Here is a 21,982-nt window from a genome sequence, read left to right on the forward strand (position 1 = left end):
TACGACTGATCGAATGGTGCTCTGACAGCGAATACATAAAAAAAAACCGCAATCGCGGTTTTTTTTTAATAAGCGGTCAACATCACTTTATAAGTGTGACCTGCGCCTCATTTCATACGGCAGGCACGGGCTGGGCCGGACGCAGCGAATACGTCTTCAATTGATCCGCGAACTCCGTAAGCGCTTTGATACCGCTCGCCTCGGCTTCCTGTATCCATTCTTTGATTGCGGCCAGCATCTCATGCCCATTGCTGCTGGTCTTCGCCCAGATGGCCTGCAACGCGAGACGCTTTTCGTAGACGGTTTTCAGGGCCTGACTGTGGTCGAGCATCGCCTGCAAATGGGTATGGTGCTTATCCTGTAGCAAGCTCGTTTCCCGCGACAGCAGGAGCTTCGCCCGACGGAACAGATGCTGCGCCGACTTATCCGCCAGGGAGAGCTCCTGCTTCACCTGTGGGGCGATGACCAATTTCCGGTACTGCGCCATGATTTGGAACCGATTGTTCAGGATGGCCATGGCCGTATCCATATCAAGCTGCGCCTTGCCCTGGATGCGGTGTGCGATGGGCGCTACGCGTTGAACCTTGGCCAGACGAAGCAAGCAGAACAGGCGTATCCACGCCCAGCCGATGTCGAACTCCCACTTACGCACGGAGAGCTTCGCCGAATTCGGATAGGTGTGGTGATTGTTGTGCAGCTCTTCGCCACCGATGATGATGCCCCAGGGAACCAAATTGGTCGCCGCATCCCGGCACTCAAAGTTACGGTAGCCAATGGCATGGCCAAGACCGTTCACCACGCCGGCAGCCCAGAAGGGAATCCAGACCATCTGCACTGCCCACACCGTCAGGCCAAGCGCACCGAACAATGCCACGTCGATGGCCAGCATGAGCACGATGCCTACATTTGGCCAGCGGCTATAGACCTTCCGCTCGATCCAGTCATCCGGGCAGTTCTTGCCGTAGATACGCAGTGTGTCCTCGTTCTTGGCCTCGGCCTTGTACAGTTCGGCGCCTTTGCGCACAACCGTTGTGAGCCCTTTGATGACAGGGCTGTGGGGATCGTCTTCGGTTTCGCATTTGGCATGGTGCTTACGGTGAATGGCCGTCCACTCCCGCGTGTTCATCGCGGTCGTCAGCCATAACCAGAAGCGAAAGAAATGCTTGAGCGCAGGGTGTAGATCGAGCGAACGATGCGCCGAATACCGATGCAGATAGACCGTCACGCTGACGATGGTGATATGCGTCATCACTAACGTGACGCCAATCAACTGCCATACGGACAGATCGAGAAAACCGTTGTACCACATGTGCGGGATGACCCTCGGTGGTTGGAACATGGCCTGAAAACAGGCTGTCCGGCATTATCACCAACGCCTCGCGGAAAACCATCCCGGGTTACCGATGAGATTGTTTCGGGCGTTGTATCCGCACATACGCATCTGCTTTCGCGACGTCCCGGCAACCTCGTCGACCCACCGCAATGCGCCGCCTCACCGTATCCGTTGCATTGGTAGCGCGCCGACCTCCATGCCGATAGCCGACTTGGCGCTCGTTTCAGTTTCCGACGAGCTGCATGACAGCTGCCATCCTTATCCAGCCTTCGGTACCACGGCTTGCCTATCCGGGGTCTGCTATCATTTCGCTCTTTTCGTCTGACACAGCAAGAGCCGTCTTTCATGAGCACCGACAAGACCAATCAGTCCTGGGGAGGCCGCTTCAGCGAGCCCGTCGACGCCTTCGTCGCCCGTTTCACCGCCTCGGTCGATTTCGACAAGCGCCTGTATCGCCACGACATCATGGGCTCGATGGCGCACGCCAGCATGCTGGCCGACGTCGGTGTTCTGACCGCGCAGGAGCGCGACGCCATCCATGAAGGCCTGCGTGACATTCAGTCCGAGATCGAAGCAGGCCAATTCGATTGGCGGGTCGATCTAGAAGACGTGCACATGAACATCGAGGCGCGCCTCACCGATCGCATCGGCGTTACGGGCAAGAAGTTGCACACAGGACGCAGCCGTAATGACCAGGTCGCGACGGACATTCGACTGTGGCTGCGCGACGAAATCGACGTCATCCTGGCAGAGATCACTCGCCTGCAAGAGGGCTTGCTCGGTCTTGCCGACGCACACGCCGACACGATCATGCCCGGATTTACGCACCTGCAGACCGCACAACCCGTGACATTTGGCCACCACTTGCTGGCTTGGTTCGAGATGCTTTCACGCGACCATGAGCGCCTGGTGGATTGCCGTAAGCGCACCAATCGCATGCCGCTCGGCTCCGCAGCGCTGGCAGGCACTACCTACCCGATCGACCGAGAAATCACCTGCCGCCTACTGGGTTTCGAGGCCATCGGCGGCAATTCATTGGATAGCGTGTCCGACCGCGACTTCGCGATCGAATTCTGCGCCGCTGCGTCGGTCGCCATGATGCACCTGTCGCGGTTTTCCGAGGAGTTGGTGCTCTGGACCAGCGCGCAATTTCAATTCATCGACCTGCCCGACCGTTTCTGCACGGGGAGTTCGATCATGCCGCAAAAGAAAAACCCGGACGTTCCCGAGTTGGTTCGTGGCAAATCCGGTCGTGTATTCGGCGCGCTCACTGGGCTTTTGACGCTGATGAAGGGCCAGCCGCTGGCGTACAACAAGGACAACCAGGAAGACAAGGAACCGCTGTTCGATGCAGCCGATACCTTGCGCGATTCCCTACGCGCCTTCGCCGACATGGTGCCGGCGATCAAGCCCAAGCAGGCCATCATGCGGGAAGCAGCGTTGCGCGGCTTTTCGACGGCCACGGACCTCGCCGACTACCTCGTACGCAAGGGTTTGCCCTTCCGCGATTGCCACGAAATCGTCGGGCACGCGGTGAAATACGGCGTGGACTCAGGCAAGGACCTTGCCGAAATGAGCCTGGACGAACTGCGCCAGTTCAGCGACCAGATCGAGCAGGATGTCTTCGCCGTGCTGACCCTCGAAGGCTCGGTCAATGCTCGCGACCATATTGGCGGTACCGCACCGAATCAGGTTCGTGCAGCCGTCGCGCGCGGCCGTGCGTTGATCGCCAACCGCTGATCTCTCGCGAGAAAGCCGGCCTTCCGATAATGGGGCCGGCTCGCATTTACGCCTCGATCCCGCCTTTCCAACCCGCTTCAAGAAGCTATTCGATGTCATTCAAAATCAGACCTGCGACCCATGAGGATGCCACCCTCATCCTGCGCTTCATCACGGAACTTGCTATCTATGAAAAGGCCGAGCATGAAGTAAAGACGGATGCCGAAGGCATACGCCGCAGTCTGTTCGCGCCGGAAAGCACCGCCTATGCGCTGATTGCCGAAGACGACGGCCAGCCGGTCGGGTTTGCGGTGTATTTCTTCAACTATTCCACCTGGCTCGGCTGCAACGGCCTGTATTTGGAGGACCTTTACGTCAGTCCGGCTACGCGAGGGAAGGGCTTTGGCAAGGCGCTACTCAAATACCTTGCGCGTATCGCGGTAAGCAAAGGCTGCGGACGGATGGAGTGGTCGGTGCTCGACTGGAATACCCCGGCGATCGACTTTTACCGTGCAGTGGGCGCGAAACCGCAGGATGAATGGACCACGTTCCGACTCACGGGAGATGCATTGATAGCGGCGGCGGAGTAAATCAGCACCGCACCGCGCGCAGGGCTGGTGACTACGATGAGAAGCACGCCCAGGTAACGGCTTCTTTTTCAGAGCCAACCTTTAAATCTGAACAGCGCCATGGATAGCGCCGCAGACAGCACCATCAGCCCAAGCGCCAGTGGGTATCCGTACACCCAATCCAGCTCGGGCATGTCCTTGAAGTTCATGCCGTACACGGTGCCGACCAGTGTTGGTGGCAGGAAGATGACGGCCGCAATCGAAAACACCTTGATGATGCTGTTCTGCTCGATGTTGATGAGCCCAAGCGTGACGTCGAGCAAAAACGATATCTCGTTCGACATACGCGCCTGATACCCGGTCAACACGCGCAGGTCGCGCTCCACCGCCTTGATGCCCGCGCGCGCTGGCTCCGCCAGCCAGCTTTTCTTGCCTAGTCGGGTAAAGCTGATCAGCCGCCCAAAGGTCAGCATGCTCTCACTGAACATCGACAAGAGCGCATTGTGTCGCCCCAGGTGCTTGATCACCCGTTGCAAGTCTGCCTTTTCCTCCTCACCGCCTGGCTCGTTGAAAATTCGCGCAGAGAGCCGAGTCAGCTGGTTTTGCATGTCCTCGAGCGTATCGGCGATGCGGTCGACGAACGCATCGACGAGCGACGCGAAGATCGCATCGGCCGTGCGATGCCGCTCTGGCTGCCGGGCAGCCTTCGCCAGAAGCCCCCGCATGGCGGTCATTTCTGCGTAACGCACCGTCACCAGGCGATCCTGCCCGATGACGAAGAACACCTCCTCGCTCGCCGGCTTGCCACTGCTGATACCGCTGATGACCGTAGGGGTTAGGTACAGCGTGCCGTTGTCTTCGTAGAAACGGGAGGAATCCTCGATCTCGCCCATCTCTTCCCGGGTAGGAATATTCACCCCAAGCGCGGACTCGACGAAGCGCTCTTCCTCGACGCTCGGGCGCAACAGGTCGATCCATAGCACCCCATCGGGTATGACAGAAAGGCTCTCGGCTTCGTGGGATTCCAATAGGCCGTCATGCAAGGCGTAATAAGTGATCATGCGTTCGCGTCTTCCAGTCCGTTCGCGGCGCTATCGCCGTAATGTCTCAACAAGTTTCAGACCGGCGTGGCAGACTGTTTGCTCATAGGAGAGACAAGCATGCATGAAAACGATGATGAAGCCTTTGCGGAAGAACAGTTGGTACGGGCGATCGAAAACCAGCTCGAAAGTGGCGAGCCGGCAGCGACGCAAGCCGTCTATAACAAGCTGACGCTGGTGGGGTACGAGCGCGAGGAGATCATTCGCCTGATGGCACTCGTCTTGGCTTGGGAGATACGCGACATGCTGGCGGGAGATCGTGGTTTCGATGTCGAACGTTACGAAGCGGCGCTGCGGGCGCTGCCCGAATTACCCGAAGAGGATTGAGCGCATCCCTGCGCCCACGAATCGACTCAGCCGGCGCGCGCCGCATCGGCTTCCGGCTGATATTCGATATCCAACAGGGTGAGCTTGAGTTGCTTGCCATTGGGCGTCGGCCAATCGATGTGTTGACCGACCGATAGACCGAGGAGCGCACTCCCCATCGGGGCCAGGACCGACACGTTGCCTTCCTGCCGAGCATCCTGCGGATAAACCAGGGTGAGGTGATAGTCCTTGCCGGTGCCCTCCTCACGGCAATGCACACGGGAATTCATCGTCACGACCTGGGACGAGATCTCTTCACGCGGGACGATTCGTGCACGCGCCAACTCGTCGTCGAGCGCCTCGGCGGCAGGGCCAAAGTCATCCAGGCTATCGAGCAGATGCTCCAGACGTTCTAGATCCTGATGGGTCACGGTGATGGCGGGTGCGGTAGTCATGGCGAGAACACGCTCCTTGGCGAAGAAAAAGCGAGACCTCGCCCGACGGAGCCCACACCCTGGCAAACAGGGGTGCCGGGTCAAAGGACGTCCGCAGGAAGCGAGGTCAATGCGTTTTACAGAGTGGTGATTGGCTCGAGGCCGATACCTGGACCGTAACACAGCACATTGAATTCGCAAGGCCGGATGACCGCTGGCAGGAACAGGGCAATGCCCCGCAGGGCTTCCACCGTTCACCGCAAAACACCTCTTCCCAAGTGAACCTATGTGGGAGCGGGCCATGCCCGCGATGACGTTTGCCCGTCCAATGCCCGGCACTCTCGCGGGCATGGCCCGCGCCCACAATTAGAAACGATCTGCGGCCAATCGACCCTGCGCCCTGATTAAACGCCAGGGAATTCCAGGTCCGCACCGCCCTGCTCGAGTGTCGCCCGATTGAGCAACGCGCCAAGCGGCTCGTCCGCGCCCTGGCATATCCACAGTCCGGCGGCCTCGTCATAGTCGAAATGAAAACCACCGGAGCGTGCCGCCACCCAAAGCTGCCGCAACGCGGGCTGCCGACTAAGGATGAGTTGGCTACGGTTTTCAAAGCGGATCGTCAGCACGCCATCGGAATTTTCCAGGTCCACATCGAGATCACTGTCATCGAAGGCATCCTCTACGGCGCTCTGGGTCTCGTCGATCAGAGCATGAAAGCGTGCTTCGGTAAGGCTCATGGCATTCTCCATAACGTATGAAATTAGGCCGCCAGGATTGCTGGCGAACGCTCGGGCATCGGCCCTTGGCATGCTGCTAAACGGACCAGTGCCGGCTGTCTACGCGTGCACACTCGATGGGCCGGCATACGGCGCATGGGCCGCCCGTCAATAGGCAAGGCGTTAGGCGCTCGGTATACTCCGGGCATTATTGCTTTCGACAAAGGATTCCCCCATGAAGCGCGTGCTGCTTCCTTTCCTTGCCCTCGTCGTCCTTTGTGGCGCCCTCGCCGGCTGCGGCCAGAAGGGCCCATTGTACCTGCCAGACGATGAAAAGGCCGGTAACAGCAAAGACCGGTTCGAACTGTAACAAGGAGCGCGTCATGGAAGCTTTCAACTACCGCGACGGTACGCTGTTCGCGGAAGGCGTGGCCTTGTCTGCAATCGCCGATCGTTTCGGGACCCCGACCTACGTCTACTCACGCCAGCACATCGAAGCACAGTATGCGAGCTATGCCGATGCCTTGCAGGGCGTGCCCCACCTGATCTGCTATGCAGTCAAAGCCAACTCGAACATCGGCGTGCTCAATGTGCTCGCAAGGCTGGGTGCCGGCTTCGACATCGTGTCGGCCGGGGAGCTAGAGCGTGTCATCGCGGCAGGCGGCGATCCCGCGAAAGTGGTGTTCTCCGGCGTTGGCAAATCGCGCGACGAGATGCGCCGCGCGCTCGAAGCCGGTGTGCACTGCTTCAATGTCGAGTCCACAGCCGAGCTCGAACGGCTGCAACTGGTGGCCGAGGAAATGGGCGTCAAGGCGCCCATCTCGCTGCGCGTGAACCCGGACGTAGACGCAGGCACCCACCCGTACATTTCCACCGGACTGAAAGAGAACAAGTTCGGCATCGATATCGCCAACGCCGAAAGCGTCTACGCGCACGCGTCGAGCCTGGCGAACATCGAGGTGCTTGGCGTCGACTGCCACATCGGCTCGCAGTTGACCTCGCTGCCACCGTTCCTTGACGCGCTCGATCGCCTGCTGAATCTCATCGATCGCCTTGCTGCGCGCGGCATCGTGATTCGCCATTTGGATCTGGGCGGCGGTCTAGGCGTTCGTTATCGCGACGAAACGCCCCCTTCCGCGGCCGAATACATCCAAGCCGTCCGGGCGCGCATCGAAGGACGCGGCTTGACCGTGATGTTCGAGCCGGGCCGCTATCTCGTCGCGAACGCCGGCGTTCTGCTGACCGGGGTCGAATACATCAAGCACACCGAGCACAAGCATTTCGCCATCGTCGATGCTGCCATGAACGACCTTATCCGCCCGGCCCTTTACCAGGCTTGGATGGATGTCGTGCCCGTTTCGCCACGCTTGGGCGAAGGCCAGCGCTACGACCTCGTCGGCCCGATTTGCGAAACCGGTGACTTCCTGGCCAAGGATCGCGAGCTGACCCTGGAAGAAGGCGACGTGCTTGCCATCCGTTCGGCTGGCGCTTACGGTTTCGTCATGAGTTCGAACTACAACACCCGGGGACGGGCTGCAGAAGTCATGGTGGACGGCGAGCAAGCTTTCGAAATTCGCCGCCGTGAAACGGCCGAGGAATTGTACGCAGGCGAGAGCCTGTTGCCGGCCTGAGGTCAAACCATGCTATTGCGCTTTACCAAAATGCACGGGCTGGGCAACGACTTCATGGTCATCGACCTTGTTAGCCAGCACGCGCACATCCAGGCTAAACATGCACGGCAGTGGGGCGATCGCAACACAGGCATCGGCTTCGACCAGCTCCTGATCGTCGAAGCGCCCAGCAATCCCGACGTGGATTTCCGCTACCGCATCTTCAATGCCGACGGCTCGGAAGTGGAGCAGTGCGGCAATGGTGCGCGCTGCTTCGCACGCTTCGTGCTGGATAAGCGTCTTACCGCCAAGCGCGTCATTCGCGTGGAAACCAAAGGCGGCATCATCGAGCTCAATGTACGCAATGACGGGCAGATAACGGTCGATATGGGGCCGCCACGCTTCACACCCGAAGAGATTCCGTTCAACGCGGCTGAACAAGCGCCACTTTACGAAATCGATGTCGAAGGCCAGGCGGTGAAATTATCGGCGTTGTCGATGGGCAATCCCCATGCGGTCATTCGTGTCGACGATGCCGAACATGCCCCCGTTCGGACGCTCGGGCCAAAAGTCGAGCACCACCCACGCTTCCCACAGCGCGTGAACGTCGGCTTTCTGCAAGTGCTCGATCGTCGCCAGGGTCGGCTGCGCGTTTGGGAACGCGGCGCTGGGGAAACACAAGCCTGTGGTACCGGTGCGTGCGCCGCGGCCGTGACGGCAATTTCGCACGGCTGGATGGATTCTCCCGTCCAGCTGGAACTCAACGGCGGGCGCCTCACCATTGAATGGGCCGGCCCTGGCACTCCCGTCATGATGACGGGCCCTGCCGCCCGCGTGTTCGAAGGGCAAATCCGCTTATGACCGATACATCGATCCCAACTGCGCTGGATGCCGCCACTGTGGCCGAGTACCTGCGCCAGCATCCGGAATTCTTCGTCGATCAGGACGAGTTGATCCCGGAACTGCGCATCCCGCACCAACGCGGTACCTCGGTTTCGTTGGTCGAACGCCAGGTCAAGCTGCTGCGCGAGCGTAATATCGAAATGCGCCATCGGCTCACGGAACTGATGGACGTGGCACGTGACAACGACCGTCTGTTCGAGAAAACCCGTCGACTGGTGCTCGATCTGCTCGATGCCGGCTCGATCGAGGAAGTCGTCAGCGCCGTCGAGGACAACCTTCGCCACGAGTTCAAGGTGCCCTTCGTCAGCTTCATCCTCTACAGCGAATCGCCAACGTCGGTGGGCCGCTCGGTTGCCCAGACCGAAGCCCAGCAAGCCATTGGCAACTTGCTCGCCAGCAGCAAGCCGATCTGCGGCGCGCTGCGCCCGCATGAGCTGGAATTCCTGTTCGGCGAGCAGGGCAAGCAAGTGGGATCGACGGCGCTCGTCACGCTCAAACAGCATGGGCTTATCGCGGTGGGCAGCAGCGATCCGCAGCATTACAAAAGCACCGTTGGGACGCTGTTCCTGAATTACATTGCCGAAGTGCTACTGCGGGTCCTACCCGGTTTTTCGACGCCCCTTCGCTCGGTACGCTGAGCGCAATCAACAGGAGACGCCTCGTGCAAGCGGATATCGATAGCTACCTCGATCATCTGCGCCACGAACAGCAGTGCTCGCCGCATACGCTGAATGCGTATGCGCGGGACCTGGAAAAGCTCCGTGCACTGTGTGAAACCCAGGCCATAAGCCGCTGGCAAGACCTTCGCAGCGCAGATTTGCGGCAGTTGCTGGCCAGGCTTCATCACCAGGGGTTGTCAGGAAAAAGCATCGGCCGGCTCCTCTCCGCGGCGCGCGGCCTCTACCGTCACCTCGTTCGCCATCGGCACTGCGACCAGGACCCCACGACCGGTCTGCGTCCCCCTCGTGGCGAAAAGCGTTTGCCCAAGACGCTCGATGTCGACCTGGCGACGCAGTTGCTTGATGGTGGCGTAGAAGACGATTTTCTGGCCCGGCGTGATCACGCCATCATGGAATTGTTCTACTCGTCAGGGCTGCGGCTGTCGGAGCTGGTGAGCACGAATACGGACGACCTGGATCTAGGCGAAGGGTTGCTGCGGGTAACCGGCAAGGGCATGCGCGTCCGGGTCGTCCCTGTCGGAACAAAGGCCCGCGAAGCCATCGTGCAGTGGCTCCCGTTGCGGCAGCCCGTTGCGAAGGATTCGGCGCTCTTCGTCAGCGAACGCGGCACGCGACTCGGCGCTCGCGCGGTGCAGCTCCGGCTTCGGCAGGCCGGCGTTCGGGAAATGGGTCGGCACCTGCATCCCCACATGCTTCGTCACAGCTTCGCCAGCCATATGCTGGAGTCCTCCCAGGACCTGCGCGGTGTGCAAGAACTGTTAGGCCATGCTGATATCTCGACCACGCAAATCTATACCCATCTGGATTTCCAGCATCTGGCCAAGGTGTACGACGCCGCCCACCCTCGCGCGCGCCGGCGCGCCACCTCATCGGATACCGCTGAAGAATGACGCTGGAATTGATTACGTTCGATCTGGACGACACGCTGTGGGACATCGCGCCGGTCATTCTCAACGCCGAAGCGGCGCTGCGGGCTTGGCTGGCGCGGGAAACACCACGGCTGGCCACACTTCCGGTAGAGCATCTTGCAGAAATTCGCAGCCGCTTGGTGGCAGCCGATCCCGCCTTGAAACACCGCATCAGCGAACTCAGACGTCGCGTGTTGTATACCGCGCTGATTGAGGCGGGCTATTCGGCCCACGATGCGAGCACCCTTGCCGAAGCAGCGTTCGAGGTGTTTCTAGCCGCGCGACACAACATCGAACTGTATCCCGAAGCCCAGCCAGCGCTGGAGCAATTGGCGAATCGCTTTCGTCTTGCAGTGCTTACCAACGGCAACGCCGATGTGCGCCGCTTGGGTCTGGCAGATTATTTCGAATTTGCGCTCTGTGCGGAGGATGTCGGCATCGGCAAACCGGACCCGCACCCGTTCCAGGAGCTACTGCGCCGCGCCAACGTTCGCCCGGAAAACGCAGTCCACGTCGGCGACAATCCGGTAGACGACGTTGCCGGGGCCCAGGCTGCCGGCATGGGAACGGTCTGGTTCAACCCAGCTGGCAATGCTTGGGGTAGTGGCCCACCGCCCGACGCGGTCATCGGTAGCCTTGCCGACCTGCCCAACGCCCTGAAGCGTTGGGCCTGACCGCGACGTCAGATGGGGCGGCTGCCGTACTTGCCTTCAGGCTTCTTCGGCGGATCGGCGACGACGTTGTCTTCGATCTCCTGAACACGACCACCACGCGAGAGAAACTCTTCCATCGCCTTGGACAACGCGTCGCGCTCACGCTGCTTGGCTTCTACCGAAGGTAGCTCTTCAGGTTCTGCAGCGGCCTTGGCTTTCTTGCCGTTCTTGGCCGGCGTTTGCTCGCTGTCGTCATCGCTATCGTCCGCAGCATCGGCAGCCAGCCCCTCATCGTCCTCTTCTTCAGACTCCAGATCGTCCTGTTCGAGTTCTTCTTCGCTCATGCTCTTCCCCTTACATCTCTTGCCATGCAGCTGGTGTTGTAGTTCAAAACCAACGTGTGATCGTTGGCGTACTCAATCGACTTCACCTTGCAAGGTAGCCAATACCGTCCGGCTGCCCCCGTGATCCCGGTGTTCCCCGAGATAGATCCCTTGCCAGGTTCCTAGCGCCAGACGCCCCTCAGCGATCGGCAATACCAGGCTGCAACCCAATAGGCTGGATTTGAAATGCGCGGGCAAATCGTCCGGCCCTTCGTAGTCATGTTCGTAGCCCGGCTCCCCTTGCGGCACAAGCCGGTCGAAGAAGCGGGCGAAATCCCGCCGCACGGAAGGGTCGGCGTTTTCGTTGATGGTCAGTGATGCCGACGTGTGCTGCAGCCAGAGATGCAACAGACCGACCTGGTATCGGGACAGTTCCGGCAGGTAGCCGAGCAGCTCATCCGTGATGAGATGGAAACCTCGGGCACGTGCGGCCAATTGGATTCGGGTCTGCTGCCACATGGCGTTCTTCTATCCCGTCAGCGATTCGGGTGGACTAATTGTTGCCTCGGCGAGCGCATTCTAGTGGGCTTTGCCGCGAATTCAAGCCGTGTCAAAAACGACCACCGGTGCGCATCGAGCGTTCCGTTCGGGGTCGGACCTGGGCGAGAAAAGTCGACGAATTGCGCTTCGTCCGAGCAGGGGATTCGAGCGGGTGGGCAATGGGCATAAACAAAAGCGCCTCGACGGGATCGAGGCGCTGGAGATGCGAGCCGGATAAGGGTCGCACGTTGAAACAAGATGTCGGTCTTACACGCCCCTTGCGGGCGTTACCCAGGCAGGCATGCCTGGCTTAGCCAAACACACCGTGCCCGCACTCATGTTTAGAGGTTGTAACCGCGCTCGTTGTGCAGCGCCAGATCGAGGCCTACCGACTCTTCTTCTTCGGTGACACGCAGGCCCATGACGACATCGATCACCTTGAGAATGATGTACGTCACAACTGCGGTGTAGACGATGGTGAACAGCACGCTTTCGGTCTGGATCCACAGTTGCAGCGCGATGTTCTCGACTTCACCGAAACCGCCCAGCGCGGGTGCAGCAAAAGCACCGGTCAGGATGGCGCCAACGATACCGCCGACTGCGTGCACGCCGAAGACGTCCAGCGAATCGTCGTATCCCAGCTTGCGCTTGAGCGAGGTCGCGCAGAAGAAGCAGATGACGCCAGAAGCAAGACCGATCACCAGAGCGCCGACAGGGCCGACGGTTCCAGCGGCTGGCGTGATCGCTACGAGGCCTGCAACCACACCGGATGCGATACCCAGGGCGCTTGGCTTACCGTGGGCAACCCACTCGGCAAACATCCACGCCAAAGCGGCAGCGGCGGTCGCAATCTGCGTGACCAGCATGGCCATACCAGCGGTGTCGTCGGCTGCTGCTGCAGAACCGGCGTTGAAACCGAACCAGCCGACCCAGAGCATCGCCGCGCCCACCAGGGTGTAACCCAAGTTGTGTGGCGCCATGGGCGTAGTCGGGTAGCCTTTACGCTTGCCCAACACGATGCACGCGACCAGGCCTGCGATACCTGCGTTGATGTGCACCACGGTGCCACCGGCGAAGTCCAACACGCCCCAATCCCACATCAGCGCGCCGTCGCCGCTCCATACCATGTGTGCGATCGGTGCATAGACGATGGTGAACCAGATACCGCTGAAGATCAGCATCGCAGAGAACTTCATGCGCTCGGCGAACGCACCGACGATGAGGGCCGGCGTGATGATCGCGAAGGTCATCTGGAAGGTGACGAACACGCTCTCGGGGAACGCGCCAATCAGGCTGTCCTTACCGACGTTCGCCAGGAAGGCGTTGGACAGTCCACCAACGAAGGAATTGAAGTTGATGACGCCTGCTTCCATACCTGTCGTATCGAAGGTGAGGCTATAGCCGTATACCATCCACAGGATGCTGATCAGGCCGGTAATCGCGAAGCACTGCATGAGCACGGACAGGATGTTCTTCGAACGCACCATGCCGCCGTAAAACAGCGCAAGACCGGGAATGGTCATGAACAACACCAGTGCAGTGGATATCATCATCCACGCGGTGTCACCGCTATTGAGGGTCGCCTCTTCCTGTGCCAGCGCAAGGCTTGGGACAAACAGAGACAAAAGGGCTCCTAGCCCCGCGATTTTTCGCAGAGTCATGAATGTTGCTCCTGGGCGAGAGTAGAAAAGGGTTAGATCGCGTCTGTACCGGTTTCGCCGGTACGAATACGGATCGCCTGTTCCAAGCTGACTACGAAGATTTTGCCGTCACCGATCTTGCCGGTGTTGGCCGCTTTGGTGATCGCCTCGATAACGCGATCCAGTTGGTCATCGGCGATGGCTACGTCGATTTTCACCTTGGGCAGGAAATCCACGACATATTCCGCACCGCGATAAAGCTCGGTGTGACCCTTCTGCCGCCCAAAGCCTTTGACTTCAGTGACAGTGATGCCTTGAACCCCAATTTCAGACAGTGACTCGCGAACATCGTCGAGCTTGAACGGCTTGATGATGGCAGTGACTAGTTTCATAACGATCTCCCGTGAAGGTGGACTCGCCCAGGATACGAACCCGGGACCAGTCTAAGCGCAGTGTCTGGCTTTGTAACGTTCGAGCCGCACAACGGCGGTGCGGACGACCGCAGAAACGCGCCTTTGATTTGCTCGACGCTGCTCATGCCAGCGCCATTCCCTACAGGGCTAAAGCAGAAACCTTGCCATATGTCACAAAGCGCCGGTTTATCAAGGCAGCGCCCTGCTTTTGCGCAATGGCAAGGGCAATTGCCAGCAGCATTTGCACCAATAGAGAGCATTACGCTCGACACCTAAGCACTAAAACCGAGCATCACCGCATCAGGAGTGCGCATGTTCACGATACGGCGCAGCAGTGGAGCGCTAACCCTGGCCTAGAAGGGTCGTATATCCTGGCCATGCTAAGATGCGGCGCATTCCCTTCTTACGGACGCCTTCATGCTAGCTCCCAAATCCCTGTTCGAAACGGTCAATGCGCAGGTATCGCGCTTGTTAAGCGACGCACCCGGCCTGCCACGCGCTGAGGTGGAGTCACAAGTGAAAGCGCTGTTGCAGAGCGCATTCAACCGGCTGGACCTGGTCAGCCGTGAGGAATTCGACAGTCAGATGCTGGTGCTTGAACGCACCCGAATGAGGCTCGAGATGCTTGAGCGCAAACTCGCCGAACTCGAAGCCCAAACCCCCTTGGAGCCAACCCCAACCCGCGAATGACTCGCGGGACGTGCGTGATCAAGGAGTGATCCCATGTCGTTAGCCATCATCTATAGTCGCGCCCAGATCGGCGTCGACGCCCCTGCGGTCATGGTCGAGGCGCACCTCGCAAACGGCCTACCTTCCCTAACCCTTGTCGGATTGCCAGAGACCGCCGTCAAGGAAAGCAAGGACCGCGTTCGCAGTGCCATTCTCAGCTCGGGCTTCGAATTTCCAACTCGACGTATCACCCTCAATCTTGCACCCGCAGATCTACCGAAAGACGGCGGCCGCTTCGATATAGCGATTGCGCTGGGCCTATTAGCGGCCAGCGGGCAGGTGCCGATCGATGCGCTCAAAGATGTCGAGTGTCTGGGCGAGTTGGCACTTTCTGGAGCAATACGCTCCGTGCAAGGCGTACTGCCGGCAGCGCTGGCGGCACGCGACGCCGGGCGCGCGCTGATCGTTCCCTTGGAGAATGCCGAAGAAGCGAGCCTTGCCAGCGGTTTGAAGGTATTCGCCGCCAGTCACCTGCTGGAACTGGCCGCACATTTCAATGGCCATACTCCGCTGGCGCCTTACGAAGCCAAAGGCCTCTTGCGGCAATGCCGCCCGTATCCCGACCTCATTGATGTGCACGGACAGCTAGCCGCCAAACGTGCACTGTTGGTGGCCGCTGCGGGTCGGCATAACGTACTGTTGAGCGGTCCGCCAGGAACGGGCAAGACATTGTTAGCCAGTCGCCTGCCTGGCCTGCTGCCTCCGCTGAATGAAACGGAAGCGATGGAAGTCGCAGCCATTTCTTCCGTAGCCAGTCACGCGCCGCTGCAAGCGTGGCCGCAACGCCCTTTTCGCCATCCACACCACAGCGCTTCCGGCCCAGCGCTGGTAGGTGGCGGAAGCCGGCCGCGTCCTGGTGAAATCACCCTGGCCCACCAGGGCATTTTGTTTCTGGATGAGCTTCCCGAATTTGACCGGCGCGTGCTCGAGGTGCTTCGTGAGCCGTTAGAAAGTGGTGAGATCGTAATCGCCCGGGCGCGGGACAAAGTCAGGTTTCCGGCGCGCTTCCAGTTGGTCGCGGCGATGAACCCCTGCCCCTGTGGCTATTTGGGTGACAGCGCGAACCGCTGTCGATGCACGCCCGATCAAATTCAACGCTACCGCAGCAAGCTGTCCGGCCCGTTGCTGGATCGAATCGATCTGCACCTCACCGTGGCCCGTGAAGGCACTATCCTGCAGCGCCCCTCCAATGAAGGCATGACGACCGCAGAAGCCGCCGCAGTCGTAGCCGCTGCGCAGGAGCGACAGGAAAGCCGCCAAGGCTGTGCAAATGCGTTTCTCGACCCTGCGAAGCTGCACCAACATTGCGCACTCCAGGACGCAGACCGACGCTGGCTCGAAACCGCCTGCGAGCGGCTCGGCCTCTCGCTCCGCTCGGCGCACCGGATCATGAAAGTCGCCCGGACGTTGGCGGACCTGGAAGGGGCCCCCTCGATCGAGCGTCCTCACCTGGCAGAAGCGCTGCAATATCGAGGCGTACAAGGTTAGGCGGGGTCGTGGACGGGCGCTTATTCAGCGCTGCGCACGAGAAGGTTTACGCGACGGCATCACCGCCGCGTAAACCGAACGGCATCCATGCAGGCTGTTAAGCCTTGGAGACGGACCGACGCCGCTGCATCCAAACCACCAGCGCCAACAGGATGAGTCCTGGGAACCACATGATCTCCTTCGGCGCCCGTTCCGTAGGCGCTCGCGCGGCGACGATCTCCTGGTCGAAAGCCAAGCCTGCGGCTTCCGCCGGGCTACCGAAGCCTACAACGTCGATCAATGTTTTCCCCTCTTGCTCGTAGAGGGTCAGTCCCAATGCTTCCAGACGCTCTTGTCCCGTTCCTTTTTCTGGAACAGGTAGCAGGACGCTGAACGTCTTCATATCGCCGACCGCATCCTCGCCGCTGACCCGCAGCCGTAACTCGCTGTTCTCGTCGAGATTCTCCAGTGCCTGGGCCATCTGCGCCGGTGGAATATCACGGTACGGATCGACCGCCATGTCCATCCAGAAACCGGGGCGGAACAACGTGAAGGCGATCAGCAGCAGAAGCACGCTTTCGTACCAGCGGCTTCTGGTCAGGAAATAGCCCTGCGTTCCTGCCGCGAACAACAGCATCGCGATCGTGGAAATAATGAAAATCAGCACGCCATGCCAGAAGTCGACATCGATCAGCAGCAAGTCCGTGTTGAAGATGAACAGGAACGGTAGCGCCGCCGTGCGCAGGCTGTAGTAGAACGCCGTGATGCCGGTACGGATCGGATCGCCTTTCGATACAGCCGCCGCGGCGAACGAGGCCAGCCCAACGGGTGGCGTGACGTCAGCCATGATGCCGAAGTAGAAGACAAACAGGTGCACGGCAATGAGCGGCACGATTAGTCCGTTCTGTTGACCGAGCGAAACGATGACCGGCGCAAGCAGGCTGGACACAACGATGTAGTTCGCTGTCGTCGGCAGGCCCATTCCCAGGATCAGGCTCAGCACGGCAGTCAGCAACAACATCAGCAGCAGATTGCCCATCGACAGCAATTCCACGACATCCGCCAATACCAGCCCGACACCGGTTTGCGACACCGCACCCACGATGATGCCTGCCGCCGCTGTAGCGATCCCGATACCGATCATGTTGCGTGCGCCCGCGATGAGGCCCTCGCGCAAGTCGATCAAACCGTCGCGAAACGTACCGTGGGTGTGGTTTTCGCTCCCGCGCAGCATGTTCAGCAGAGGACGTTGCGTGAGCAGAATGAAGACTAGGATCATCGAGCCCCAAAAGGCTGAGAGCCCAGGGGAAAGCCGCTCGACCATCAGGCACCAGACCAGCACGACCACGGGCAACAGAAAGTGCAGGCCAGAAAGCAGCACCCTCCGCGTATCCGGCAAGCGTTCGAGGGGCGTATCGGGATCTTCCGGCGCCAGCGGTGGATTGGACGCTGCGATTTTCAACAGCAATACGTACGCGACCAGCAGCAACCCGCCGATCACCCACGAAGCGCTATCGCCCAGGGCTGGCTTGAGCCATCCCAACCCGTAGTAGACCGCTAGGGACAGTCCGCTGATCAACGTTGCACCGAAGGCAAGACCCAGTAGTCGACGCAGCCAGGGGTGAGCGACGCCATTTCGGGGCAATGCCTTCAAGCCGAGCTTCAGCGACTCGAGGTGGACGATGTAGAACAGCGCGATGTAGGAGATCAGCGCCGGTAGAAAGGCATGCTTGACCACTTCGGTATAAGGCATCCCGATGTACTCGACCATCAGGAACGCCGCCGCACCCATGACGGGCGGCATGATTTGGCCGTTCACCGAAGACGCGACTTCCACGGCGCCTGCCTTCTCCGAACTGAAGCCGGTACGCTTCATCATCGGAATCGTGAAGGTGCCGGTGGTCACGACGTTGGCGATCGACGATCCCGAGATCAAGCCGGTCAGCCCCGAAGCCACCACAGCCGCCTTCGCGGGGCCGCCACGCAGATGGCCAAGCAGGCTGAAGGCCAACTGGATGAAGTAATGCCCCGCACCCGCGCGCTCCAACAGCGCACCGAACAACACGAACAGGAACACGAAGCTCGTGGAAACGCCCAGCGCGATGCCGAATACGCCTTCGGTCGTGATCCATTGGTGATTGGCCAAGGCATGCAGGCTCACGCCACGGTGGGCCAGCATTGCCGGCATCCACGGCCCCGCCAGGCTGTAGATCAGAAAGATGAGCGCAATCACAGCGAGGGCCGGGCCAAGCGCCCTCCGTGTGGCCTCAAGCAACAGCGGCAACCCGATACAGGCCGTCACCAGGTCCATCGTTGTCAAATTGCCAGGACGTTGCGCCAACTGCTCGTAAAAAATGAAGAGATACGCAGCGGTGGCAGCCGCGACCAAGGCCAGGACGATGTCTACGGCCGGCACCCGATCACGGGGCGATCGCTTAAAAGCCGGATAGGCAAGAAAGGCCAGCAGCAATGCGAAGGCCAGGTGAATAGACCGGGCTTCGGTGTCGTTGAACACACCGACACCGATCATGAAGGGCAGAGGCGAGGCTATCCACACCTGAAATAACGACCAGGCCAATGCAAGGCCTGCGATCAAGCTCGCCATGAACCCAAGCGGGTTCCGCGCGCCGACTTCCTGAGCCACCAGCTCTTCGGAAGACAAGGTTTTATCGGTCATGAGAGTGCCTGATGTTCAACCGTCGAATGACGACAAAACCCGTGCCCTTTCGGTGCACGGGTTTGGAGAGCGATACCTGATTACGACTACTTCAGCCAGCCACGCTCTTTGTAGTAGCGCGCAGCGCCTTCATGCAACGGCGCGGTAAGACCAACCTTGATCATGTCTTCTTCTTTCAGGTCCGCAAAAGAAGGATGAAGTTTGCGGAAGCGATCCAGATTTTCGAACACGGACTTAACGACCTGATACACGACGTCCGGATCGGTCTTGGCGCTTACCGAAAGAACGGCCTTGCCGCCGATGGATTGCGTGGGCTTGTCGTTGCCCTTGTAGAGCCCGCCAGGAATTTCCGCCTTGGTGTAGTAGCTCTTCTCGCTCAGAAGCTTGTCGATTTGAGGCCCCGTAATAGGCACCAGAACCGCATCGACCGTGGTCGTGGCTTCCTGGATGGCGCCATTGGGATGACCGACGAAGTAGCTCATGGCGTCGATATTGTTGTCGCTCAAGGCACTGGCCTGCTCGGCGGGCTTGAGTTCCGAGGCCAGTTTGAAGACCGACTTATCCCAGCCCTGCAGACGCATGACCTCGTCGAACGTATCGCGCTGACCCGAGCCCGGGTTGCCGATGTTCACACGCTTGCCTTTGAGGTCGTCCAAGCCGTTGATGCCTGCATCACGACGGGCAAGCACCGTGAACACTTCGCTTTGCAGCGACATTACGGCTCTCAAATCATCCATCGCACCCTGTTGCTCAAAAGGAGGCAAACCCTTCATCGCTTTGAACTGGTGATCGGACTGCATGATGCCGAAGTTGAATTCGCCCGAACGCAGACCATTCACGTTCGCTACACCACCACCGCTAGCAGGCGCGTTGCAACGGATACCGGATTTTGCGCTGTCGCGATTGACGAAACGGCAAATCGACTGCCCCGCCACGTAGTAGACCCCGGTCTGGCCACCTGTTCCGATTGTCACGTACTTCTCTTGGGCCTGGGCAACGCCGCCAATCGTGCTGAGCGCGAGACCCGCAGAAAGCGTCCACGCGAGAGATAGGCATTTCATCCTGGTATTCCTTATTCATTGTCGTGGGGGGGAAGCAGCGCTTCTAGAACGCGGCGAGGGTCTTTTATACGTGACACCTGCCAGCGTCAACCACTGAGGGACGGAGCGGCACAAAGCAGGCACACCGTAAAAACTTAGTACAAAAAAAGGGTACTGACGCGCAGTACCCTTTTCTAAGACGAGAGGTGCCGAGGACAGGCGACGCCGCAGCCCTCTTATCGGAAGCGTTTCACCTCATCAATCAAATTGCTCGCCAGTTTCTCCAGCTCGTTGGCCGTGCGGTCCAGATCCACGAAACGCCCGCGCTGCTGGCGGTTGCTGGAATCCACGCCCTGCAAGTTGCCGCTCAATACCGTCGACGTCGTGCTCTGCTCATGTGCAGCCTGCGTGATGGCGGTGAACTGCTCGCCAGCTTCCATCGTCTGGCGCGTGATCTGCGAAAGTGCTTCAGCGACTTGCGCGTTGAGCTGAAGCCCCTCTTCCATCATCTGGTTGCCACGGCGCATGGTGTCGATGGCGGTGCCCGTCTCGCTCTGAATGGTACCGATCATTTCGGAAATTTCTGTTGTTGCTTCACGTGTGCGCGCAGCCAGGCTACGCACTTCGTCTGCGACCACTGCAAACCCACGTCCCTGTTCGCCTGCTCGCGCAGCTTCGATCGCAGCGTTCAGCGCCAGCAAGTTAGTCTGTTCGGCAATCGAGGTAATCACCCCGACGATGCCCCCGATCTGCTGAGAGCGCTGACCGAGTGTGCCCAGCATGTCATTGGTCGCTGCCAGCGATTCGGCGATCTGTTGCAGTGCCGACGAGGCCTCACTCATGGATTCCTGACCGTCCTGTGCCTTCTCGGCGTTCTGGCTCGCCAGGCTCTGCGTAGTGCGCATGTTCTCAGCGATGTTCTGCGACGTCGCGCTGAACTGCTCCACTGCACCCGCCATGCTCGTCAGCTCACCTGCCTGCTGCTCGATACCGGCCAGCGCATCACCCGAAAGGGCGGCCAATTCACGGGACCGCTCGCTGACCTGACTCGAGGCATCGCGGATACGCTCCACCATCGTCATCAGCGCTTCGCCCATCTGGTTGAAGCTCGTTGCCAGATCACCTACCTCGTCGCGACTGGTGATTGCAGAGCGGGCATGCAAGTTACCCGCGCCGAGGGCTTGTGCTTGCGCGACCAGCAACCCCAGCGGACGCAGGCGACGGCGCAGGTACCAACCAACGGCACCGACCGCAATCAGCATAGCGAGCAGATTGCCGCCCACCAGCTGCCAACCAACGGAGCGGGTCAGCTCGTTGACTTCGTCCATCGGCAGGCTCGCAAACACAGTCCAGGGGCCTTCGCTGAAGGTTGCCGCAGCACCGACGAAATCCTTGCCGCCGACGGAGTACTGTATATCGGAGGGATTAGCGCGGGCGCCCTCGACCAACGTATTGGTCGACTGTGCGTCCAGGCTCACACCCGCTTGAGGGATCAACCACTGGTTTTTTTCGTCGAGGATCGCAATAGTGCCGCCACTGCCAATACGGAAGCTGCCAAGCTTTGCGAACTGCTGATTTTGTGCATCGGTATAGTCGAATCCGACGTAGAGCACAGCGATCACTTTGCCTGCCGCGTCGCGTACCGGCGTGTACTGGGTCATATAGTTACGACCGAACAGCACTGCGCGTCCGACATACGCCTCGCCCTTGAGAAGCAGCGCATAGGCCGGATGAGCACGATCGAGCTGAGTACCGATGGCGCGGGAACCGTCCTGTTTCGTCAGCGACGTCGTAATGCGGGTGAAATCGTCACCACTGCGCACGAAGACGGTCGCGGTGCCGCCGGTCAACTCACGGAATTCGTCGACCAACGCGAAATCGTTGTTAAGAACCGTGTAGCTGCCCAGATACAGCGTCGGCGTATCGGTTCCAGCGACATTTACCGTCTCATTAGCGCTGACGCGCAGCCCTTCGGTAAACCGGTTCTCGAACAGCGAAGCGAGCTTCTGGGTGTTAGCCCGCAGTTCACCGTGGAAGATCGAAAGTTGCTCGACGATGAGCCGAGCTTCACTGTGGAGGTGCTCCTCGCGCGTGCTGATCGAGGCTTTCCCGAGGGAATGCAAGGCAAACAGGGTACTGGCACTGATGAGGAGCAACAGTACGAGCGCGAGCACTGCGGCAAGCTGCAGGGATATACGTGAACGCGTCATGGCAATCCTTTA

At 59.8% G+C, this 21,982-nt stretch carries 22 protein-coding genes; 11 read left to right on the top strand and 11 right to left on the bottom strand.

What is annotated here, in order from left to right; translation table 11 throughout:
* Positions 1-112: 112 nt before the first annotated feature.
* Complete coding sequence (gene desA, locus IEY47_RS15870) at positions 113-1,309, bottom strand: delta-9 fatty acid desaturase DesA (protein WP_188984404.1); 1,197 nt, start codon at positions 1,307-1,309, stop codon at positions 113-115.
* 369 nt (positions 1,310-1,678) lie between these two features.
* Here desA and argH point away from each other — a divergent pair, with 369 nt between their 5' ends.
* Both argH and IEY47_RS15880 read left to right on the top strand, forming a co-directional pair.
* A complete protein-coding gene (gene argH / locus IEY47_RS15875) occupies positions 1,679-3,073 on the top strand; it encodes an argininosuccinate lyase (protein ID WP_188984406.1) in 1,395 nt (464 codons plus the stop codon).
* Between the two features lie 92 nt (positions 3,074-3,165).
* Positions 3,166-3,642: a GNAT family N-acetyltransferase gene (locus tag IEY47_RS15880; RefSeq protein ID WP_188984408.1), complete on the top strand. Its 477-nt coding sequence runs from the start codon at positions 3,166-3,168 to the stop codon at positions 3,640-3,642.
* 68 nt (positions 3,643-3,710) lie between these two features.
* On the opposite strand, the gene IEY47_RS15885 is transcribed toward IEY47_RS15880, so the two are convergent.
* On the bottom strand, positions 3,711-4,682 hold the full coding sequence (locus tag IEY47_RS15885) for a magnesium transporter CorA family protein (protein WP_188984409.1): 972 nt from the start codon (positions 4,680-4,682) through the stop codon (positions 3,711-3,713).
* 99 nt (positions 4,683-4,781) lie between these two features.
* On the opposite strand from IEY47_RS15885, the gene IEY47_RS15890 reads away from it, so the two are divergent.
* A complete protein-coding gene (locus IEY47_RS15890) occupies positions 4,782-5,048 on the top strand; it encodes a hypothetical protein (RefSeq protein ID WP_188984411.1) in 267 nt (88 codons plus the stop codon).
* Positions 5,049-5,074: 26 nt separating this feature from the next.
* On the opposite strand, the gene rnk is transcribed toward IEY47_RS15890, so the two are convergent.
* Entirely contained in the window at positions 5,075-5,482 is a 408-nt protein-coding gene (gene rnk, locus IEY47_RS15895; RefSeq protein WP_188984413.1) for a nucleoside diphosphate kinase regulator, read from the bottom strand.
* Between the two features lie 383 nt (positions 5,483-5,865).
* Positions 5,866-6,198: an iron donor protein CyaY gene (gene cyaY / locus IEY47_RS15900; RefSeq protein ID WP_188984415.1), complete on the bottom strand. Its 333-nt coding sequence runs from the start codon at positions 6,196-6,198 to the stop codon at positions 5,866-5,868.
* Between the two features lie 214 nt (positions 6,199-6,412).
* Between cyaY and lptM the strand changes: the two genes are divergently transcribed.
* Genes lptM through IEY47_RS15930 form a run of 6 tightly spaced genes read left to right on the top strand, consistent with a single transcriptional unit; the run spans position 6,413 to position 10,952 of the window.
* Positions 6,413-6,547: an LPS translocon maturation chaperone LptM gene (gene lptM, locus IEY47_RS15905; protein WP_188984417.1), complete on the top strand. Its 135-nt coding sequence runs from the start codon at positions 6,413-6,415 to the stop codon at positions 6,545-6,547.
* Between the two features lie 13 nt (positions 6,548-6,560).
* On the top strand, positions 6,561-7,808 hold the full coding sequence (gene lysA, locus IEY47_RS15910; protein WP_188984419.1) for a diaminopimelate decarboxylase: 1,248 nt from the start codon (positions 6,561-6,563) through the stop codon (positions 7,806-7,808).
* Positions 7,809-7,817: 9 nt separating this feature from the next.
* Complete coding sequence (gene dapF / locus IEY47_RS15915; RefSeq protein WP_188984421.1) at positions 7,818-8,648, top strand: diaminopimelate epimerase; 831 nt, start codon at positions 7,818-7,820, stop codon at positions 8,646-8,648.
* The gene (locus tag IEY47_RS15920) at positions 8,645-9,328 is read left to right on the top strand and encodes a DUF484 family protein (RefSeq protein ID WP_188984423.1); all 684 of its coding nucleotides are present in this window, start codon (positions 8,645-8,647) and stop codon (positions 9,326-9,328) included. The genes dapF and IEY47_RS15920 overlap by 4 nt, the downstream gene beginning before the upstream one ends.
* 23 nt (positions 9,329-9,351) lie before the next feature.
* Positions 9,352-10,260, top strand: a complete 909-nt coding sequence (gene xerC / locus IEY47_RS15925) for a tyrosine recombinase XerC (protein ID WP_188984425.1) — start codon at positions 9,352-9,354, stop codon at positions 10,258-10,260.
* Positions 10,257-10,952, top strand: coding sequence for an HAD family hydrolase (locus IEY47_RS15930; RefSeq protein WP_188984427.1), 696 nt, complete (start codon positions 10,257-10,259; stop codon positions 10,950-10,952). Before xerC ends, IEY47_RS15930 begins: the two co-directional genes overlap by 4 nt.
* Before the next feature lie 8 nt (positions 10,953-10,960).
* Here IEY47_RS15930 and sutA read toward each other — a convergent pair whose 3' ends face one another.
* From sutA to glnK, 4 genes are all read right to left on the bottom strand, one after another.
* On the bottom strand, positions 10,961-11,275 hold the full coding sequence (gene sutA, locus IEY47_RS15935) for a dormancy-specific transcriptional regulator SutA (protein ID WP_188984429.1): 315 nt from the start codon (positions 11,273-11,275) through the stop codon (positions 10,961-10,963).
* Between the two features lie 72 nt (positions 11,276-11,347).
* Positions 11,348-11,773, bottom strand: a complete 426-nt coding sequence (locus IEY47_RS15940; RefSeq protein WP_188984431.1) for a secondary thiamine-phosphate synthase enzyme YjbQ — start codon at positions 11,771-11,773, stop codon at positions 11,348-11,350.
* A gap of 362 nt (positions 11,774-12,135) precedes the next feature.
* Positions 12,136-13,455, bottom strand: a complete 1,320-nt coding sequence (locus IEY47_RS15945) for an ammonium transporter (protein ID WP_188984433.1) — start codon at positions 13,453-13,455, stop codon at positions 12,136-12,138.
* Positions 13,456-13,487: 32 nt separating this feature from the next.
* Complete coding sequence (glnK, locus tag IEY47_RS15950; RefSeq protein WP_165664257.1) at positions 13,488-13,826, bottom strand: P-II family nitrogen regulator; 339 nt, start codon at positions 13,824-13,826, stop codon at positions 13,488-13,490.
* A 438-nt stretch (positions 13,827-14,264) separates the two neighbouring features.
* Here glnK and IEY47_RS15955 point away from each other — a divergent pair, with 438 nt between their 5' ends.
* Together IEY47_RS15955 and IEY47_RS15960 are read left to right on the top strand one after the other, a co-directional pair.
* Complete coding sequence (locus IEY47_RS15955; protein ID WP_188984435.1) at positions 14,265-14,537, top strand: accessory factor UbiK family protein; 273 nt, start codon at positions 14,265-14,267, stop codon at positions 14,535-14,537.
* 33 nt (positions 14,538-14,570) lie between these two features.
* Positions 14,571-16,064: a YifB family Mg chelatase-like AAA ATPase gene (locus IEY47_RS15960; RefSeq protein WP_188984437.1), complete on the top strand. Its 1,494-nt coding sequence runs from the start codon at positions 14,571-14,573 to the stop codon at positions 16,062-16,064.
* A 97-nt stretch (positions 16,065-16,161) separates the two neighbouring features.
* On the opposite strand, the gene IEY47_RS15965 is transcribed toward IEY47_RS15960, so the two are convergent.
* The 3 genes from IEY47_RS15965 to IEY47_RS15975 all read right to left on the bottom strand — a co-directional run bounded on the left by IEY47_RS15965 (position 16,162) and on the right by IEY47_RS15975 (position 21,976).
* Positions 16,162-18,720, bottom strand: coding sequence for a TRAP transporter permease (locus IEY47_RS15965; protein WP_188984439.1), 2,559 nt, complete (start codon positions 18,718-18,720; stop codon positions 16,162-16,164).
* A gap of 86 nt (positions 18,721-18,806) precedes the next feature.
* Positions 18,807-19,781, bottom strand: a complete 975-nt coding sequence (locus IEY47_RS15970; protein ID WP_188984441.1) for a TAXI family TRAP transporter solute-binding subunit — start codon at positions 19,779-19,781, stop codon at positions 18,807-18,809.
* A gap of 215 nt (positions 19,782-19,996) precedes the next feature.
* On the bottom strand, positions 19,997-21,976 hold the full coding sequence (locus IEY47_RS15975) for a methyl-accepting chemotaxis protein (RefSeq protein ID WP_188984478.1): 1,980 nt from the start codon (positions 21,974-21,976) through the stop codon (positions 19,997-19,999).
* Positions 21,977-21,982 lie beyond the last annotated feature (6 nt).

It is taken from the genome of Pseudomonas matsuisoli (assembly GCF_014647635.1).
GTDB lineage: Bacteria > Pseudomonadota > Gammaproteobacteria > Pseudomonadales > Pseudomonadaceae > Pseudomonas_P > Pseudomonas_P matsuisoli.

What these genes read in the sequence shown, in the direction of transcription:
- IEY47_RS15920 (WP_188984423.1), top strand. Translation starts at nt 8,645, where the DNA reads ATGACCGATACATCGATCCCAACTGCGCTGGATGCCGCCACTGTGGCC.
- IEY47_RS15970 (WP_188984441.1), bottom strand. Translation starts at nt 19,781, where the DNA reads ATGAAATGCCTATCTCTCGCGTGGACGCTTTCTGCGGGTCTCGCGCTC.
- IEY47_RS15885 (WP_188984409.1), bottom strand. Translation starts at nt 4,682, where the DNA reads ATGATCACTTATTACGCCTTGCATGACGGCCTATTGGAATCCCACGAA.
- IEY47_RS15955 (WP_188984435.1), top strand. Translation starts at nt 14,265, where the DNA reads ATGCTAGCTCCCAAATCCCTGTTCGAAACGGTCAATGCGCAGGTATCG.
- dapF (WP_188984421.1), top strand. Translation starts at nt 7,818, where the DNA reads ATGCTATTGCGCTTTACCAAAATGCACGGGCTGGGCAACGACTTCATG.
- IEY47_RS15930 (WP_188984427.1), top strand. Translation starts at nt 10,257, where the DNA reads ATGACGCTGGAATTGATTACGTTCGATCTGGACGACACGCTGTGGGAC.
- cyaY (WP_188984415.1), bottom strand. Translation starts at nt 6,198, where the DNA reads ATGAGCCTTACCGAAGCACGCTTTCATGCTCTGATCGACGAGACCCAG.
- IEY47_RS15965 (WP_188984439.1), bottom strand. Translation starts at nt 18,720, where the DNA reads ATGACCGATAAAACCTTGTCTTCCGAAGAGCTGGTGGCTCAGGAAGTC.
- lptM (WP_188984417.1), top strand. Translation starts at nt 6,413, where the DNA reads ATGAAGCGCGTGCTGCTTCCTTTCCTTGCCCTCGTCGTCCTTTGTGGC.
- IEY47_RS15940 (WP_188984431.1), bottom strand. Translation starts at nt 11,773, where the DNA reads ATGTGGCAGCAGACCCGAATCCAATTGGCCGCACGTGCCCGAGGTTTC.
- desA (WP_188984404.1), bottom strand. Translation starts at nt 1,309, where the DNA reads ATGTGGTACAACGGTTTTCTCGATCTGTCCGTATGGCAGTTGATTGGC.
- IEY47_RS15880 (WP_188984408.1), top strand. Translation starts at nt 3,166, where the DNA reads ATGTCATTCAAAATCAGACCTGCGACCCATGAGGATGCCACCCTCATC.
- IEY47_RS15945 (WP_188984433.1), bottom strand. Translation starts at nt 13,455, where the DNA reads ATGACTCTGCGAAAAATCGCGGGGCTAGGAGCCCTTTTGTCTCTGTTT.
- rnk (WP_188984413.1), bottom strand. Translation starts at nt 5,482, where the DNA reads ATGACTACCGCACCCGCCATCACCGTGACCCATCAGGATCTAGAACGT.
- sutA (WP_188984429.1), bottom strand. Translation starts at nt 11,275, where the DNA reads ATGAGCGAAGAAGAACTCGAACAGGACGATCTGGAGTCTGAAGAAGAG.
- IEY47_RS15960 (WP_188984437.1), top strand. Translation starts at nt 14,571, where the DNA reads ATGTCGTTAGCCATCATCTATAGTCGCGCCCAGATCGGCGTCGACGCC.
- IEY47_RS15890 (WP_188984411.1), top strand. Translation starts at nt 4,782, where the DNA reads ATGCATGAAAACGATGATGAAGCCTTTGCGGAAGAACAGTTGGTACGG.
- glnK (WP_165664257.1), bottom strand. Translation starts at nt 13,826, where the DNA reads ATGAAACTAGTCACTGCCATCATCAAGCCGTTCAAGCTCGACGATGTT.
- lysA (WP_188984419.1), top strand. Translation starts at nt 6,561, where the DNA reads ATGGAAGCTTTCAACTACCGCGACGGTACGCTGTTCGCGGAAGGCGTG.
- argH (WP_188984406.1), top strand. Translation starts at nt 1,679, where the DNA reads ATGAGCACCGACAAGACCAATCAGTCCTGGGGAGGCCGCTTCAGCGAG.